This window comes from Pseudomonas sp. B21-015 (assembly GCF_024749285.1).
Classification (GTDB): domain Bacteria; phylum Pseudomonadota; class Gammaproteobacteria; order Pseudomonadales; family Pseudomonadaceae; genus Aquipseudomonas.
The window spans coordinates 5,217,617-5,234,547 of the sequence record NZ_CP087196.1 but is presented as its reverse complement, the minus strand read 5'-3'; the positions used below and the strand labels follow the sequence as shown (position 1 = coordinate 5,234,547).

Below are 16,931 nucleotides of genomic sequence, written 5' to 3'. Positions count from 1 at the left end.
GCTTCCCATGATCGGAATCGATAGAAACACCGGCGCAACGGTCGATGACTGGCTGCAATTTGTGCAGCGTGCCACCCGGGCGTTGACCACGCCTTTGGGCACGCGTCAGAAGCGCCCTTTGTATGGCTGCGCACTCACTGAGTTGCTGGGGAGGAACCTCGGCGATGACCTGCTGATTCTGGCCCAGAGCCATGCGGCCCAAGCGTTCTACAACAAGCACAACGGTATCGACGATTTCGAGCCGCAGGTCATTGTGGCCAGCCGCTACGGTGCCGGGTTGTTGCTGCGCTTCGCCGGCACCTGGAAAAACCGCAATCAGACCTTCGAGGTGGTGGCATGAGCATGTTGATACCTGGCCAGAACCAGTTGGCCGAACCGGCCATCGTCACGGTCGAAGCGTTCGAGGATCTGCTCGCAGAGTTCAAGACCTTCGTCGTCGAGTACGTCGGAGCCCGTGCTCCCGAGAGCGCGGCCAAGCTTGCAGCTAGCCTTGAAAACGAAAGCGAGTTGCTGACCCTGGCCCTTGAGGCGTTTTGTGTGCGGCTGCAAACCCACGAGCGTAAATACAACGCCCGCATCAAACAGATGCTGGCGTGGTGGGCCACCGGGACCAACCTCGATGCGCGCCTTGCGGACATGGGACTTGAACGTCAGCTGCTCGATCCGGGCGACCCGGCGGCATTCCCGCCGATCGATCCGGTTTTTGAGAGCGACGACGACGCCCGGTTGCGTTATTACCTGGCGCCCCATGCCCCGGCGGCTGGCTCTCGCATGCAGTATCGGCGCGAGATCTTCACCCTTGGCGAACGGCCTGTCGTGAAGGTGGAAACCACCGCGGCGGGTGTGGTGACGGTCACTTACACCTTCGACCCGGACGGCTATGTCGCGCAGATCAAGGACGGTAATGGACGCCGGACCGCGCCAGGCGAAGTCACGGTCACGGTGCTTTCCCGGGAGGGTGATGGCACGCCATCCCAAGCGCTGCTCGACGGTGTTCGCCAGCATTTCGCCCGGCCAGATGTACGACCGGAAACGGATCTCGTCATCGTGCAGGCCGCGCAAATCAAGACCTACAAAATCCGGGTCGTGGCCAAGATCAACGCAGGTCCCGATTCGGGGCTGACCAAGGTCGCCGCGCAACAGCAGTTGCAGGCGTATGCCGATTCTTGTCACCGGCTGGAAGGGCGGGTGGATCCGAGCTGGATCGACTACACGCTGCACAGCGCCGGTGCGGTTCAGCTGCAAATCCTTGAGCCGGTAACGCCGATTGTGACGAGCGCTTTTCAAGCGCCGTATTGCACGGGCGTCGAGGTCGAGGTGGATACGTTATGAGTGACGATACACCTCGCCCGAGCCTGTTGCCGGCCAACAGCTCACCGCTGGAAAAGGCACTTGATCTCGGTTTCGGCACATTGCTCGATCGCATCGCGCCGCCGTTCCCCGAGCTGATGAATCCGGTTGCAACACCCTTGGCATTTCTGCCGTATCTCGCGGCGGACCGCGGCGTCAGTGAGTGGAGCTCCGAGGCGGCCGAGGCGGAAAAACGCCTGACAGTAGAACTCGCCTGGCCCACCGCACGGCAAGCCGGAACACGAAAGGCGCTGGAAAACGCAGCCAAGGGTTTGCGGCTGACACCGGAGATTCGTGCCTGGTACGAGCAAACGCCGCCCGGGCCGGCTTACAGCTTTTCCGTCAGGGCCTTTACCGAGCAGCCCTACAGCGAAGCAATCGACGCCCGTCTCGACCGACGCCTGGCGGATGCGAAAAGCGAACGCGACACCTTGAAGGTTTCTGTCGGCTTGAGCGCATTCGGCACTCACGTCATCGGTGCCGCGACGGTGTGCGGCGAGCTGACCACGGTTTATCCGCTTGTCATCGAAGGGCTTGAAGCCTCGGGTCAGGCCTTTATGGCCGCCGGGTTCTACACCGTCGAAACCTCCACTATTTATCCACAGGGGTCCTAAATGGCCGACTATTACACCCTGCTCACCAATGCGGGGATCGCCTACGAAACCGCCTGCAAGGCGGCGGGCACACCGATCAAGCTGTCGCAGATTTCCGTCGGCGACGGCGGCGGCGCGGTTTATAACCCGGCCGCAACCGCCACCGCACTGAAACGCGAAGTGTGGCGCGGGCCGCTAAACGCACTGTTCCAGGATGAGAAAAATCCGAGTTGGTTGTTGGCCGAAGTGACTATCCCGCCTGAAGTAGGCGGCTGGTATGTGCGTGAGGCTGGGCTGTGGACTGATACCGGCATTCTGTATGCCATCGTCAAGTATCCGGAGTCGTTCAAGCCGGTGTTGGCGACTTCGGGGTCGGGGAAAGAGTTCTACATTCGCTCGATTTTCGAGACCAGTAATGCGGCGTTGGTGACGTTGTTGATTGACGACACGGTTGTTAAAGCGACTCGTGCATGGGTGATGAGTTATCTCGCTGAAGAGCTGGGTAAGCTCGATGGTAAACAGTCGGTTCGTGTCGCGGCCACGGGCAATGTGGTGTTGAACGGCGCGCAGCAGATTGATGGTGTGGCGGCGGTAGCGGGTGATCGGGTGTTGCTGGCGTACCAGACGTTGGCGAAAGACAACGGCCTGTGGGTTGTGGGCAATGGTGCCTGGACCCGTGCGAACGATGCCAATACCAGTGCCAAAGTAACGCCGGGCCTGACCGTGATGGTCGAAGAGGGCACCGCCAACGGCGATTCGCTGTGGCACCTGACTACCAACGGGCCGATAACCCTGGGCACGACGGCGCTGACATTTGAGATGTTGGCCGGGCGGACGGGGATTCAGCCGGGGACTTATAAGAGTCTGACCGTGGATAAGTACGGTCGGGCTACCGGTGGTACGAATCCTGAAACGCTGGCCGGGTTTGGCATCAAGGACACGTACACCAAGCCTGAAATCGAGGCGATGATTGCCGAGGCTTCGGCGCTGCCGGTCGGCGCGATGGTGCCGTTTCCTTTGGATAAGGTCCCGCCGGGATTTCTCGAGATTGATGGCAGTGTGAAGAGCATTGCGGTCTATCCGGATCTCGCGGCGTTCCTCGGCACGGTATTCAACAAGGGGGATGAGGGGGGCGGTAATTTCCGTTTGCCTGAATCGCGTGGCGAGTTCTTGCGCGGCTGGGATCATGGTCGCGGTGTCGATGCCGGTCGTGCAATCGGCAGTTGGCAGGCTGATGACAACAAGGCGCACTCCCATACCGTAACCCGGATGCCGGCCTTCGCTAATGCGTCGGGGAGCAATCCGGGCGCGGTTGTTGTGGACAACGGCAACTTGGCCGTAACCCTCAACTTCGGTCCAGGCTTCAATAGTTCTGGAGGGGCGGAGGCTCGGCCGCGCAACTTGGCGGTTATGTGGTGCATCAAGGCTTGGAGCGCGCCGATCAATCAAGGGAATATTGATATTGCAGCGCTCGCAGCCTTGTCCGTGCAAGCCACAGAAATCACTCAGGGCACTGCGAAGATCGCAACGCAAGCCGAGGCTAACGCCGGAACGGATGACGTGACAATCGTCACTCCGAAGAAAATGCGCTGGGGCTTTTCGATTCTCAAAGCCAGTTCGGGATATATCGTTTTCCCCAGTTGGCTGGGGGGCTTCATTATTCAATGGGTGTCGATTGGTATGCCCTCAACGCAAGGTGGCTATACAAACTTTAGTTGGCCTCTCGCTTTTCCTACTGTCTTGGCCGCTTGCTCATTGGCGCCCAATTACTCGGTAAGTACCTTTGGCTATAACAGCCTTTCAATAGGAAACCGTGCTCTTACTGGTGCGCAACTTGCCAATATGGGTCTTTCTGGGGCGCTGGGTTCTCAGGCGCCTACAACTGTGATCGGCATAGGCTGGTAGTAAAAATGGCGAAATATGCAACGTTCAATGAGGCCGGCCATCTTGTCGGTCGTTATGACTCAGCTATCCACGGTGACAATGTTCCGGCTAACGCCATTCGGTTAAGCGACGAGCTGTTTTACCAGACCATTAGCGATGGTGGCGGCATTTGGGCTTTGCTCGACGGTGAGGTCGTCCAAGTACCGCCGCTTGAGGCTAGTCCAGATTACCCCGCACTAATTGCCAATGAGCGCTACAGGCGTGAGGCTTCGGGCATCACCGTCGATGGCCTGGCAATCGAAACAACGCGCGACAGCCAGGCACTGATTGCCGGAACCGGACTTTCCGCGATCCTTGATCCGGAGTATCGCTGCAACTTCAAAACGGCCAATGGATTTGTCGAAATTGTTGCGCCGCAGATCATCACGATTGCCATGGCAGTCCGGAAGCACGTCCAGGCTTGTTTCGACCGCGAGCTGATCTTGCTTCGTACCGTTGAATCCGGCACCTACACGAATGAAATGCTCGATGAAGGCTGGCCGGATTCTTCGCTACCCACAACGAACACAGCTGCTCAATAAACGCCCCGCACTCACGGGGCGTTTTTTTATCCGCCAAACATCAAACAACACCCGACAGCCCCTTCCTCCAAAGGGGCTTTTTCGTATCTGGAGAAACCCAAATGGCACAACGCCAAACCTACACCGTGCTCCTCCCATTCCCCACCGGGGGTGGCCACTGGTCGAGCGTCGGCCAAGAGCTCGACCTGCTCGATGTGGAGGCCAGTGCGTTGTGCAGCGCTGGTCGTCTGGAGCTGAAAAAAACCGAGGCTGCAGAGTCGGCCTCTACATCCAACCCGGCCAAAAAGGCCGCTGCCAAGAAGGCTGAATAACCATGGCTGAGGTTTTGAACTTCGAGCACAACGGCATTACCGTCAATGCCACTGAATCTCCCGAGGCCATGGGTGGCCTGGGTGACAACGTCATCGGTCTGGTCGGCACTGCGCCGAAAGCGGATCTGTTGATCCCGCGTAACGCCCCGTTCCGCATCAACAGCTTCACCACCCAGGCACTGCTGGACCCGACCGGCACCGAGTCGGGCACGCTGTTCCACGCGGTGTTCCAGATCCTGAAAGTGGTCAAGGTGCCGGTCTACGTGGTCATCGTCGAAGAGGGCGCAACCCCGGCCGACACCGTGAACAACGTGATCGGCGGTATCGAGCCGTCGACTGGTCGCAAACTGGGTCTGGCCGCACTTGGCGGTGTGCCGGAAGACTTGACCATCATCGGCGCACCGGGTTTCACCGGCACCAAAGCGGTGGCCAGTGAGTTCGCCTCGTTCGGCAAACGCATCAAGGCTCGGGTGGTACTCGACGGCAAGGACGCCTCGGTCGCCGATCAAGTGACTTACAGCCAGGAACTGGGCGGCGCGGACCTCGGTTTCGACCGTTGCCTGGTGGTGCACAACATGCCGGCGGTTTACTCCAAAGCGGCGAAGAAAAACGTGTTCCTGGCGCCATCGAGCCTGGCCATCGCTGCATTGGCCAAGGTCAAACAGTGGGAAAGCCCAGGCAACCAGGTGACCTACGCCGAAGACGTTTCGCGAGTCGTGGAATACAACATTCTCGACACCTCCACCGAGGGCGATCTGCTCAACCGCTACGGCGTCAGCTACTACGCTCGCACGATCCTCGGCGGCTTCTCGCTGCTGGGTAACCGTTCCATCACCGGCAAGTTCATCAGCTACGTCGGCCTTGAAGATGCGATCAGCCGCAAGCTGGTGAAAGCCGGCCAGAAGGCCATGGCCAAGAACTTGACCAAGTCGTTCATGGATCAGGAGGTCAAGCGCATCAACGACTGGCTGCAAACCCTGGTCGCCGACGAAACCATTCCCGGCGGCAGCGTGTACCTGCACCCGGAATTGAACAGCGTCGAGAAGTACAAAAACGGCACCTGGTACGTGGTCATCGACTACGGCCGCTACGCGCCGAACGAACACATGATTTATCAACTCAACGCCCGCGATGAAATCATCGAGCAGTTCCTGGAGGACGTTCTCTAATGTTTACCAACCGCGTAAGACAGGCCATCGCGGCCACCCTGCAAGGCCTGCCGTTGTCGGCAACGGTGGAAGAATTCACCCCGCCGAAGATCGAGTTCGACATGGAACCGATGGCCGGCGGACGCTTCATCGCCGAGGAAATGGCCAAGAGCGGCAAAGTGTTGGGCGCCACCCTCATCCTGCAAGGCGCCGGTCCGGAAATCATGCTCGCTCTGGGTGTAAAACTAGGCGACGACATTCTGCTGAACGTACGTGAAGCCGGCCAGGATCAGGACGGCAATACCTGGTTCACTTACCACACCGTCGGCGGCAAGCTGAAGTCTCTTGGGGAAGCCGCGCTGAAAATGGGCGAAAAACCCAAGACCACCCTCGAGCTGTCCTGCCGCACCTACAACCGTCTGGAAAACGGCATCCCGGTAATCGACATCGACGTGCGCACCCAAAAGTTCGTGCTCAACGGCGTCGACATCCTCGGCGACGCCCGCCGCGCCGTGTTGCTGCCGTAACACCAAGGCCAGCCAAGGCGCACAACCTGTGGGAGCGAGCCTGCTCGCGATGAGGGAATCACATTCAACATCATTGTTGACTGCCCTGACGTTATCGCGAGCAGGCTCGCTCCCACAAGGATTGTGGCAGCACCCATTCTTGAATCACCAAGGAATTTCCTACATGTCCTGGATGCCACCCAAACATGAACTGTTGTCGCCGATTACCGGTGATGACGGATCCGAAATCGAGCAGATCCAACTCAAACCGTTGTACTACGCCGCGCAGAAAGAGGCCCTGGCCCGTGCCGGCGATGATGAGGACGATCAGTTTTTCGAACTGGCCAGGCTGGCCACCGGTTTGTCGGTCAAGGAGCTCGATCAGTTCAAACGCCCGGACTACGTGAGCATCGCGCAGTACGTGCATGAGATGTCGACTCGCCCAGCTTCGTACTTTCTTGAGCAGCAAGCGCAGGGCGAACAGTCGGTAGACCCAGACCAGGTGCAACTGCTGCAACCGCTCAATGCAGCGGGCCGCAGCATGACCTCGCTGACCCTGGAAATACCGGTACTGCGCGCCACCAAGGCGATGAAAAAACTCAAGACGGCCAAAGAACGCGCCGAGTTCATCACCGCCCATTGCACCGGGCTGATGCTTCCCGATCTGGACCTGCTGACCGTGCCCGACTGGACACAGCTTCAGGTGCGCATCGACGATTTTTTAAACAAACCGGCGGACTTCTTTCGGAGCGCGACATCGAAGTAATCCTCGATGTGGTGCCGCTCATTTACTCGGTAAGTGAGGCGGAAATTCTGGAGTGGGACGCCGGCAAGGCATTGCGCCGCTACGACATCGCGATCACTCGCCTTGGCGTGAAACAGGAGTAGAGCGGGATGGCGGACGATAGATATTCGCTCAAATTCGCAGCCCTCGACGACAGTGGGTTGGCGTTCGGTAATACCAGCCTGACCACGGCAGTCACCAGCGTTGTGTCAGCACAAGGTACGGGCGCGTCCGCCAGGGATCAGATGCCCGGCCTCGGTCTGGCGCTGAAAGACGTCGGGCTCAAGCTCGGTCTGCTGACAACGGCTATTGAGTCGTTGACCTTGAAACTTTCGTCGCAACGTTTGTTATCTCAGGCAACGGGAGGCGGCGCCAAGAGTGAGCCGGCCAGCGAGCAAAAGAGTGCGGGCAAGTCGGGTGGCGGTATCGAGCCGCCTGACCTGCTTAAACCCGCGATAGCGATGGATTCGGCCAGGGCCGATCTGAAGCGGGACGCCCAATTTACCCCGCGCCAGAGCGAAGAGATGGCGCAGTCAACCCAGCACATCGCCATCGCTCCACTGGTGGCGGCCGGGGGGACCAGGGCGGTTGATTTGGTGAGGATTGGAAGTCTGGCTGCCAAGGCAGGAATCGCTAGCGATCTGCCCAATGCTTCGGACCGACAGTTTGAGCTGCTGCGCTTTGCCAGTGATGCTGGCGTCGCCGCGTCGGCGTTCAAAATGCCGGCCATGGATGTCGCCGAGATGATGGTCGGCTGGCGCACCTCCATGAAGCTCAACGGTGCTCAAGCCTTTGACCTGGCGGATGCAACCAACCATCTGGGCAAGATACCCGGTGGTGCAAAAGCGGCTGACATCGGTGCCGTCTTGCAGCGTGACGGTGCTGCTGCTACGGCGGCGGGCCTGTCCCCTGCGCAAGCCGCAGCGTTGACGGCGGCACTGCTGAAAACCGGTACGCAAAAGGCTGATGCCGGCGAAGCGCTAAAAAGCATCACCACTGTGATGGGCAAGGGTGATCAGGCCTCGGCAACCGAGCAAGCGGCCTGGAAGCAGCTGGGTCTGGAGCCGAAGGCGGTGGCGAGCGGCTTGCGTGACAAGGACGCGGCGCCTGGCACGGTGATGTCGGTGCTTGCGGCCTTGAACGCGCAACCTGCCGAGAAACGCTCGACGCTTGCCTCCACGCTATTTGGCAATGGTGATGAGGCGGCGCTGCGCATGGCGCAAAACCTTGCCGATGTGAATGGCGCTTTCTGGCAGGTAAGAGACAAAGCCCAGTACGCCACATCGGAGTTGGGTGACAAAGGCTCGGTGAGGCAAGACGCACTCGCGCAGTCGAAAACCCAGCAAGGCCAGTTGAACATCTTGAGCGCGCGCAATGATCGTCTGTCGGTGGCCACGGGTAATGCTCTGGCGCCGGTGACGGAAATCTCGCTCCACTCCCTTGGTTCGCTGGTTGATGGCTTGAGTGAATTGGTTGAAACCTCACCTAAAGCCACCGCAGCAGTTGTACTGGTTGCAGCGGCGATCAAACCGCTGATGGGGACGTTGTTCAAGGCTGTAGCGGATCCTGCGAACGCTGCGAAAGCTGAGGCCGGGGCTAGTGCCAGCGGTGCCCTGACAGGCATGAGCGCTTCATTGGGCTCGGTTACCCGTTTTATACCTGGAGCATTCGCGTTAAGTGCCGCCCCCCAGGTGGTTGAAGGCGCGATGAACGGCGATGCCCGGATGGCAGGCGCTGGCCTGGGAGCCGCTGGCGGCGGTTGGGCGGGGGCTTCGGCAGGTGTTGCCATGGGCGCCACCGTGGGTAGCTTTTTCGGCCCTGTCTTAGGCACTGCCATTGGCGGGGCGGTCGGCGCGGTCATCGGCGGACTGGCGGGAAGCTGGATGGGGAGAGAATCGGGTTCCTGGTTGGGTGACAAACTCGCCGCGCCCGCCGACAAGCTCGCCGCTCCAGATCAGGTCAGCAAAGACCTGACCAACACCCAGGCAGCCAGTCAGCAAAACGCACTGACCGCGAACATTTATATCAATGGTCAGGATCAAGCCAGCGCCACTCAACTGGCAAACCTGGTGGTGCAGCACATTTCCGGGCAATTCGGACTGATGACAACGACCAACCAACTCGCCGTGCGACGTGACACGGCCCTGACTGACGGGGTGGCTTGATGAGGCAGCAAATGGCACTCGGTACGTTCATTTTCGGCTTGTCGCGCAACTTCGCCTACAGCGGTCTGGTGCGCAAGTCGGACGGTGGCTGGGTGAAGGTGGATATTCTGACCAGCAAGCCCAAGTCCAGCCAGACCGGTCAAGGCCTGCAAAGCCTGACGATAACCGGCAAGGCGATGTACGCGGTGGCGATGGACCGGCTCGATGAATTGCGCGCCTTGCAAGCAATGAGAGTACCGCTGCCGTTGGTCGATGGCATTGGCCGTAACTGGGGTTTATGGCGGATCAACGATGTGACGGAAACCCAAAGCGACGTGATTGATGACGGCACGGCGATGTTGATCAGTTGGTCGATTACATTGGAGGAATTCGTCAATGCGTAAGGTACGAACGGTGGCCGGTGATTCGGTGAATCTGTTGCTCTACCGAGAGCTTGAACGTTGTGACGATTTGGCCGAAGAGGCGCTGTGGCGTCTCAACCCGACGCTGGCCGAGCAAGGTCCGGTACTGCCCGCCGGCATCTGGGTGGTGCTTCCGGAACTTGAATCCAGACTCGTAGCGACCACACCGGTAACAGCGTGGGATTGAGGAGGTTACATGGCACTGGGGTTCACGCCTGCGGTAGAAATTTACGGGGCCAATGCGGCCCTGATCAATCAGCGTCTGATCAGTTGGGAGCACATCGATGCCGCCGGTATCGAGTCCGATCAACTGACCCTGCTACTCGACCTGGAAGGCCTTGAAGGGCTGCCGAGCCTGGGCGGGAAAGTCGGCTTGCGCGTGGGTTATCTGGAGTCCGGGCTGGTGGATAAAGGCCAGTTTCTGGTGACTCGACGCACGCCGACGCTGTTCCCGTTTCGTGTGTCACTGGTGGCTACCGCCGCACCGTTCAGTGCAGCGGACGAGAGCGGATTTCAGCAGCGTCGTTCGGCCAGTCATGGCCCGACTACCCTCGGTGCATTGTTTCGCGAGCTGACGGCCAGGCACGGCTTTTCGCCGAGGGTGGACCCGGCATTGGCGCTGAAAAAGGTCGAACACATCGACCAGTCGAATGAAACCGACATGGGCTTCATCACACGTTTGGCGACCAAGTACGGCGCCATCGCCAAACCGGTCAATGAGCTGTATGTGCTGGCTCGGCCAGGCCAGGTCAAATCGTTGTCGGGCAAAGTTTTGCCGGACGTGAAACTGTCGGTCACCCACAACAATCGCCCCGGCGATCATGGGTTCATCACCGCCACCCTCGATGACTCCGCCCGGGGCAAAAGCCAGGGCTGCAAGATCAGTTGGTGGGATGCCGCAGCCGGTTTGCTGCAGGTGGTTGAAACCGGGCTCGCGCCGTTCAAGACCGTGCGCCAGAGCTGCCAAAGCGCGGAAGAAGCGCAGGCGGTCGGCGAAGGTGAAGTGCGCAAAATGGGCCGTGAAAAGCTCAAGGTGAAAATCAGCTGTCCGGGCAATCCTGACTTCTCGGCTGAAGGGCTGGTAGTGCTGGACGACACGTGGCCGGACTTTATGCGTGGTCGCTGGTCGATCGACAAAGTCACCGCCAACGGTGATCGCACCAACAGCTATCGCTGCATGATCGAGGCGACTTGCCTCGATCCAGGCGCTGACACCGTCGCCTGATCCAAACCTGTAGCCAACGCGCAGAGCCCTGTGAGAGCGAGCCTGCTCGCGAAGATGGCCGCTCATTCAACATCGATGGCGCCAGACCCGCCGCTATCGCGAGCAGGCTCGCTCCCACACGTTCCTGCGGCACCTTTCATTCGAGTCTGGAGCACCTCCATGAAGATCACCCCGATCCTCACGCAGTTGCGTGAGCAATGCCCAACCCTGGCCAATCGCGTGGCCGCTGGCATCGATCTCGCCACGCTGCAAGCCAACACCCCGCTGCAAACACCTTGCGCCTATGTGGTGCCGATTGCCGATCTGGCGAGCAAGAGCGTGGCGCAAAACCTGATGCTGCAACCGATCCGTGACCGCTTCGAAGTGACCCTGGTGCTCGACACCACGGACGCCACAAACGCGCTGGATCTACTGCATGACTTACGTGCCGAACTGTGGCGCGCACTGGTGGGTTTCAAGCCCGGCAATGGCTACGACGCCATCGCCTATGACGGCGGCGAACTGGTTTCCATCAACAGCAGCCGCGTGCTCTACCGCCTGCGCTTTTTTACCGAATTCCAGCTCGGCCGCAATCTGCCGGGTCAACCGGCAGAAAGCTGGCACGAGCGTGAACTGGACGGCTTGTCGTCCTTTACCGGGGTCACCGTGCGGGTCGATGCGATCGATCCGGCGGACCCCAATCTGCAACGCCCAGGCCCCGACGGGCGCCTGGAACTGACTTTCTCTGGAGACGTAAACCCATGAGCAAACGCATCACCGTGCTGCCGGCCCCGGGCCGTGCCGTGCCGGACCCGGAAGCGGGCGATCTGTTGCCCCTCGAGGGCCGTGAAGTGCCGGACAACGCCTGGTGGCGTCGACGTCTGGCCGATGGCGATATCACTACCAAAGCCGTGAAAGCGGCGAAACCACAGGGAGCCAAATAATGGCGATCGGATTCAGTAACATCCCCGCGGACATTCGTGTTCCGTTGTTCTATGCCGAAATGGACAACTCGGCTGCCAATAGCGCGTCGTCGGCCATGCGCCGCCTGATCGTCGCTCAGGTCAACGACAACATTGCGCCGGCCGACACCGGCAAACTGGTGCTGGTGTCCAGCGTGGCGCTGGCCAAAAGCATTGGCGGCCAGGGCTCGATGCTCGCCTCGATGTACGAAACCTGGCGCAAGACCGACCCGATCGGCGAGATCTGGTGCCTGCCGTTGCACAACACTGAGGGCAGCATTGCCAAAGGCGTGCTGACCCTGACGGGTGCAGCGACCCAAAGCGGCGTGCTCAACCTGTACGTCGGTGGCGTTCGTGTTCAGGCGGCCATCGTCAACGGCGCCACCGCGGCGCAAGCGGCCACGGCCCTGGCACTGAAAATCAACGCCAGCGCCGATCTGCCTGTCACTGCTGCGGCAGTCGAAGGTGTGGTCACCCTGAGCGCCAAATGGACTGGCGACAGCGGCAACGACATCAGCCTGCAATTCAATCGCCTGGGCAAGAGCAACGGCGAAGAAACCCCGGCGGGCCTGACCTCGGCCATCACCGCCATGACCGGCGGCGCCGGTGTGCCGGATCAAGTGGCCGCCGTGGCGGCGCTGGGCGATGAACCGTTCGAGTTCATCTGCATGCCGTGGTCGGATCTGTCGACCCTCAACACCTGGCAAGCCGTCATGGATGACAGCACCGGTCGGTGGTCCTGGGCCAAGCAATTGTTCGGTCACGTCTACAGCGCCAAGCGCGGCACCATCGGTACTCTGGTGGCGGCAGGGCAAGCGCGTAACGACCAGCACATGACCATCCAGGCGCTGGAACCGGGCGTCCCGCAGCCGTTCTGGGTGCAGGCCGCCGCACTGGCCGCGCGCACCTCGGTGTTTATCTCGGCCGACGCCAGCCGTCCGACCCAAAGCGGCAGCCTGCCAGGTCTCGACCCGGCACCGGCGAGCGAGCGTTTCACCCTGACCGAGCGTCAGTCGTTGCTCAACTACGGCATCGCCACCGCGTACTACGAAGGCGGCTACGTGCGCATTCAGCGTTCGATCACCACCTATCAGAAGAACGCCTATGGCCAGGCAGACAACTCCTACCTGGACAGTGAAACCATGCACCAGTCGGCGTTCATCGTGCGTCGCCTGCAAAGCGTGATCACCAGCAAATACGGTCGCCACAAACTGGCCTCCGACGGCACCCGTTTCGGTGCCGGCCAGCCCATCGTCACCCCGAGCACCCTTCGCGGTGAGCTGATCGCCCAGTACGCCAAGCTCGAACTGGAAGGCCACGTGGAAAACGCCGAGCTGTTCGCCGAACACCTGATCGTCGAGCGCGATGTTCAGGACCCGAGCCGGGTCAACGTGCTGTTCCCGCCGGATTACATCAATGGCCTGCGCGTGTTCGCGCTGCTTAACCAGTTCCGTCTGCAGTACGACGCCGCCGCCTGATCGCTGCGCTTGACTGTGTGAATTCAGCCCACCCCGCGTGGGCTTTTTATTTGAAGGGAGAAACACCATGGGTCAACTGATTGCGGGCACCTGCTACGTCAAAGTGGACGGCGCTCAATTGACCATCAATGGCGGCTGCGAAGCGCCCTTGATGGCCGTTAAACGGGAAACCGTCGTGCCGGGTTTCTACAAGGAAACCGACATCGCGCCGTCGTTCAAAGTGACGGCGCTGCACACCGCGGACTTCCCGCTCAAGCAACTGATCGCAGGCTCCGACATGACCGTCACCTGCGAATTCAGCAACGGCAAAGTCTACGTGCTGGCCGGCGCCTACCTGGTGGAAGAGCCGGTATCCAAAGGCGATGACGCCACCATCGAACTGAAATTCGAAGGCATCAAGGGGACCTGGCAATGAGCAACGCCGTGAAGCTTCAAGTTGCGATCGAAGCCCACGGCGAGCCCTTGACCGAACTCAACCTGCGCCGCCCGACGGTGCAGGAAGTGCGGGCGATCAAGGCGCTGCCGTACAAGATCGACAAGAGCGAAGAGGTCAGCCTCGACATGGACGTCGCGGCCAAATACATCGCCGTGTGCGCCGGCATCCCGCCGTCGTCGGTCAACCAGCTGGACCTGGCTGACCTCAACGCGCTGAGTTGGGCCGTCGCGAGTTTTTTCATGAGTGCGGCGTCGGCGCCATCACCGACCTGATCGCAGTCGCCTATGACCTGGCCTGGTTCTGGAAGGTTGACCCCGAACAGATGATGGCCAGGCCACTGGATGTGCTCCGCGAATCGCTGGAGCACGCGCAACGGATCAATGCGATGCAGCAGGTGCAGTGATGGCAGACACACAAACGAAAGAGAAAACCTCGGTGCTGCTCACGGGCATCGACGAACTGTCACCCAAACTCGGCGCCCTGCGGGCAAAAGTCGAAAGCTTCAAGAAAAACCTGGAGCAGACCGGCCTCGGCAAACTGGACATCAGCGGTCTGTTCAAGGGCGGCAGCGTGATCACGCCGTTCGTGGACGGGATCAAGGCGTCTGCTGCGTTCCAGGGCAAATTGGCCGAGGTCAGTGAGACGGCCAAAACGGTCGACATGCCCGCTGCGCCGAAAACCGCCACGCAGAACCTGAATGTGTTCAGCGCGTCGATGGAAAAAGTCTCCGCCGCCGTGGATGCCGCGCTGTTGCCGGCGGTCGGAGCGGTAGTGGTCGGTCTTGAGCCGTTGCTGACCGGTGTCGGCAGTCTGCTCAACGACAACCCGAAACTGGTCGAAGGCCTGGCGGCAGGGGCCATTGCGTTCTCTGCGATGCAAACCGCCGTGACCGGCGCCACTCAGGTGTTCGATCTGATGAGCATGGTGCTCAAGACCAATCCGATCATGTTGGTTGCCATGGGCATTGCCCTGGCGGCCGGTTTGATCATTGCCAACTGGGAACCGATTTCGACGTTCTTCGCCGGGCTCTGGCAAAAGGTCGTCAGTTACTGGGCGCCGATCAGCGGCGTTTTCTCGGCCATTTTTGATCAAGTCAAAGCAGTCGTGAGTGCGGGATTCGATTTCCTCAAGGCGTGGTTTGCCTGGACGCCTTACGGAATGATCCTGAACAACTGGGGGGCCATTGTCGGTTTGTTTGCGGCCATCTGGGATCTGCTCATGGCACTGACCGTGCCGGTGAAGGAGAAACTGCGCAGCCTGTTCGACTGGGTCCCGCTGGACGCCATTGCCGCGGCTTGGGGTCAGGTGCCTGCCGTGTTCTCGGGGTACTGGGAGTCAATCAAGCTTGGGGCGCAGGCGTTCTTTTCCTACCTCAGCGGCCTGTTCACTTGGTCGCCCTTGGACGCACTGAGCGAAACATGGGCATCTGTGGTTCAGTTTTTCAGTGAAAAAGCGGAACAGCTCCGGGCCATTCTGGCGCCGATCCAGGAGATGCTGGGCGGCAGCGTTGGTGGCTTTATCGCCAAAATTACCGGGAAGGTCGAAGACTTCACCGAGGTGCAAAAGAAAACCAATGCCGATGGCAAGGGTGAGTTTGCGCCGGCGGCGGCGTTCATTAATGCCGCTACCGAGCAACCCTCAAACGCGTTGGCGACTCCCGGCAGTTTGCCGCTCAAGTCGTCGATGCAGCCCGGTTCTCTGACCCAAAACTCCAACACCCTGATCCAGCAAAGCGCCGCCAACAACCGCACGCAACTCGAAGGCGGCCTGACCGTGCGCTTCGAAAACGCGCCGGCCGGCCTGCGCACCGATCAACCGCAAACCAATCAACCGGGGCTGTCGCTCAATTCGCGCATCGGCTATCGCTCGCTGTCTATGGGAGGTTCCAATGAACTGGCGTGACCGTTTGTTGCCGGCATCTTTTCGCGGTGTCGGTTTCTGGGTCGATCAGGCGAAAACCCCGGTCGGTAAAAAGGGCCAGTTGCACGAGTACCCGCAGCGGGACCTGCCGTTTTTCGAGGGCCTTGGCCAGCAGGCGAAGACCCACGATCTGACGGCGTTCATCGTCGGTCCCGATTGCCTGGAGCAGCGCGACAAGCTGCTCAAGGCGCTGGAGGCGGGCAGCGGCGAACTGGTGCACCCGTGGCTGGGGCGGCTACAAGTCAAGGTTGGCGAATGCGACATGACCCACACCCGCCAGGACGGCGGGCTGGTGACCTTTGCGCTGAAGTTTTACCCCGATGAACCGCTGCCGTTTCCGACGGCCACGGTCAGCACGCAGAAGGTGCTGCTGGCCAAGGCCGACACCTTGCTGGGCTCGGCAGTGGCGCGGTTCGAACAGGCCATGACCCTGATCAAGGCCGCGCGAATCGGCATCGCCAATCTGCGCAACAGCCTGACCGGGGTGTATGACGTCATCAAGGAACAGCTCAAACCGTTGATCGAGCAGTACCGGCAGATCACCGAGCTGGTCAAGGCGGTCAAGGAATTGCCCAAGGAAGTGGCGGCGGAATTCAAGGGATTGCTCGGCGATATCAAATCGCTCAAGGACTTCGCGAAGGAGGGCTATCGTGGCGTGATTGCCGACGTGTCCCAGCAGCTCGAAGCCATCCGCAAGGCCGATGCGCCGAAGCTCACCACCGGCAAGGACACCACGGCCGCGGCGCAAGCCATGGCCGATCTGGTGCAGGACACGTTGCTGGTCAAAGTGGCGCAATGGGTCGCCTCGATGCCAGTGGCGTCGACACCGGTGAAACTGGTCTCGCGGCCGTCGCTGGATCATCAGACGCTGCAGCCGGTCACCCGTCAGGAAGTGCCGGTCACCGACGATTTGCAGTTGTTGCAAAAGGAGTTGAACGAAGCGCTCCAACTGGCATTGAACAAGGCCAATCCCTCGCACTACCAGGCCATCAATGATGTGAAGCAGGCGTTGAATGCGCACCTCAAGGCGGTGGCGTCATCCGGCGTGCGGCTGGTCAGTAAATCCTTTCAGGAGAGTTTGCCTGCCGTCGTCGTGGCCTATCGGCAATTTGCCGATGCCACGCGGGTCACGGAAGTGACTCAGCGCAACGGTGTTGCCCATCCGTTGTTCCTGCCGCCGAACGATGTGAAAGTCTCCGGGGAGTGAG

The 16,931-nt window shown here is 60.3% G+C and carries 21 protein-coding genes; all 21 read left to right on the top strand.

The genetic code is table 11. The annotated features are described in order from the left end of the window. Positions 1 to 7: 7 nt before the first annotated feature. Positions 8 to 340, top strand: coding sequence for a phage baseplate protein (locus LOY38_RS23980; RefSeq protein WP_258697338.1), 333 nt, complete (start codon positions 8 to 10; stop codon positions 338 to 340). Beyond that, positions 337 to 1,332: a baseplate J/gp47 family protein gene (locus LOY38_RS23975; protein ID WP_258697337.1), complete on the top strand. Its 996-nt coding sequence runs from the start codon at positions 337 to 339 to the stop codon at positions 1,330 to 1,332. The genes LOY38_RS23980 and LOY38_RS23975 overlap by 4 nt, the downstream gene beginning before the upstream one ends. Then, positions 1,329 to 1,964, top strand: coding sequence for a phage tail protein I (locus tag LOY38_RS23970; RefSeq protein WP_258697336.1), 636 nt, complete (start codon positions 1,329 to 1,331; stop codon positions 1,962 to 1,964). The genes LOY38_RS23975 and LOY38_RS23970 overlap by 4 nt, the downstream gene beginning before the upstream one ends. Next, a complete protein-coding gene (locus LOY38_RS23965) occupies positions 1,965 to 3,848 on the top strand; it encodes a phage tail protein (protein WP_258697335.1) in 1,884 nt (627 codons plus the stop codon). A 5-nt stretch (positions 3,849 to 3,853) separates the two neighbouring features. Continuing rightward, positions 3,854 to 4,408, top strand: coding sequence for a DUF4376 domain-containing protein (locus tag LOY38_RS23960; RefSeq protein WP_258697334.1), 555 nt, complete (start codon positions 3,854 to 3,856; stop codon positions 4,406 to 4,408). 101 nt (positions 4,409 to 4,509) lie between these two features. Next, positions 4,510 to 4,719 (top strand): hypothetical protein, encoded by a 210-nt coding sequence (locus LOY38_RS23955; RefSeq protein WP_258697333.1) that lies wholly within the window; start codon positions 4,510 to 4,512, stop codon positions 4,717 to 4,719. A gap of 2 nt (positions 4,720 to 4,721) precedes the next feature. Next, positions 4,722 to 5,888 (top strand): phage tail protein, encoded by a 1,167-nt coding sequence (locus LOY38_RS23950; protein WP_258697332.1) that lies wholly within the window; start codon positions 4,722 to 4,724, stop codon positions 5,886 to 5,888. Further along, positions 5,888 to 6,394, top strand: a complete 507-nt coding sequence (locus LOY38_RS23945) for a phage major tail tube protein (protein ID WP_253419256.1) — start codon at positions 5,888 to 5,890, stop codon at positions 6,392 to 6,394. Before LOY38_RS23950 ends, LOY38_RS23945 begins: the two co-directional genes overlap by 1 nt. A 163-nt stretch (positions 6,395 to 6,557) precedes the next feature. Further along, positions 6,558 to 7,139: a phage tail assembly protein gene (locus LOY38_RS23940; RefSeq protein ID WP_258697331.1), complete on the top strand. Its 582-nt coding sequence runs from the start codon at positions 6,558 to 6,560 to the stop codon at positions 7,137 to 7,139. Between the two features lie 128 nt (positions 7,140 to 7,267). Continuing rightward, a complete protein-coding gene (locus LOY38_RS23935) occupies positions 7,268 to 9,322 on the top strand; it encodes a phage tail tape measure protein (RefSeq protein WP_258697330.1) in 2,055 nt (684 codons plus the stop codon). Further along, positions 9,322 to 9,705 carry a phage tail protein gene (locus tag LOY38_RS23930; protein ID WP_258697329.1) on the top strand — a complete coding sequence of 128 codons (384 nt, stop codon included), beginning with the start codon at positions 9,322 to 9,324 and terminating at the stop codon, positions 9,703 to 9,705. Before LOY38_RS23935 ends, LOY38_RS23930 begins: the two co-directional genes overlap by 1 nt. Next, positions 9,698 to 9,910 carry a tail protein X gene (locus tag LOY38_RS23925; protein WP_258697328.1) on the top strand — a complete coding sequence of 71 codons (213 nt, stop codon included), beginning with the start codon at positions 9,698 to 9,700 and terminating at the stop codon, positions 9,908 to 9,910. The genes LOY38_RS23930 and LOY38_RS23925 overlap by 8 nt, the downstream gene beginning before the upstream one ends. 9 nt (positions 9,911 to 9,919) lie before the next feature. Further along, positions 9,920 to 10,948: a phage late control D family protein gene (locus LOY38_RS23920; RefSeq protein ID WP_258697327.1), complete on the top strand. Its 1,029-nt coding sequence runs from the start codon at positions 9,920 to 9,922 to the stop codon at positions 10,946 to 10,948. Positions 10,949 to 11,107: 159 nt separating this feature from the next. After that, the gene (locus LOY38_RS23915; RefSeq protein WP_258697326.1) at positions 11,108 to 11,692 is read left to right on the top strand and encodes a hypothetical protein; all 585 of its coding nucleotides are present in this window, start codon (positions 11,108 to 11,110) and stop codon (positions 11,690 to 11,692) included. Further along, positions 11,689 to 11,871 (top strand): DUF2635 domain-containing protein, encoded by a 183-nt coding sequence (locus tag LOY38_RS23910; RefSeq protein ID WP_003198311.1) that lies wholly within the window; start codon positions 11,689 to 11,691, stop codon positions 11,869 to 11,871. The genes LOY38_RS23915 and LOY38_RS23910 overlap by 4 nt, the downstream gene beginning before the upstream one ends. Continuing rightward, entirely contained in the window at positions 11,871 to 13,367 is a 1,497-nt protein-coding gene (locus LOY38_RS23905) for a phage tail sheath subtilisin-like domain-containing protein (protein WP_258697325.1), read from the top strand. The genes LOY38_RS23910 and LOY38_RS23905 overlap by 1 nt, the downstream gene beginning before the upstream one ends. A 67-nt stretch (positions 13,368 to 13,434) precedes the next feature. Then, positions 13,435 to 13,782: a phage tail tube protein gene (locus tag LOY38_RS23900; protein WP_018926973.1), complete on the top strand. Its 348-nt coding sequence runs from the start codon at positions 13,435 to 13,437 to the stop codon at positions 13,780 to 13,782. Continuing rightward, a complete protein-coding gene (locus LOY38_RS23895) occupies positions 13,779 to 14,075 on the top strand; it encodes a phage tail assembly protein (protein WP_007907223.1) in 297 nt (98 codons plus the stop codon). Before LOY38_RS23900 ends, LOY38_RS23895 begins: the two co-directional genes overlap by 4 nt. Continuing rightward, positions 14,021 to 14,206, top strand: a complete 186-nt coding sequence (locus LOY38_RS23890) for a hypothetical protein (protein WP_105340307.1) — start codon at positions 14,021 to 14,023, stop codon at positions 14,204 to 14,206. Before LOY38_RS23895 ends, LOY38_RS23890 begins: the two co-directional genes overlap by 55 nt. Beyond that, positions 14,206 to 15,705 carry a phage tail protein gene (locus LOY38_RS23885; RefSeq protein ID WP_258697324.1) on the top strand — a complete coding sequence of 500 codons (1,500 nt, stop codon included), beginning with the start codon at positions 14,206 to 14,208 and terminating at the stop codon, positions 15,703 to 15,705. Before LOY38_RS23890 ends, LOY38_RS23885 begins: the two co-directional genes overlap by 1 nt. Continuing rightward, entirely contained in the window at positions 15,692 to 16,930 is a 1,239-nt protein-coding gene (locus tag LOY38_RS23880; protein ID WP_258697323.1) for a DNA circularization protein, read from the top strand. The genes LOY38_RS23885 and LOY38_RS23880 overlap by 14 nt, the downstream gene beginning before the upstream one ends. Position 16,931 lies beyond the last annotated feature (1 nt).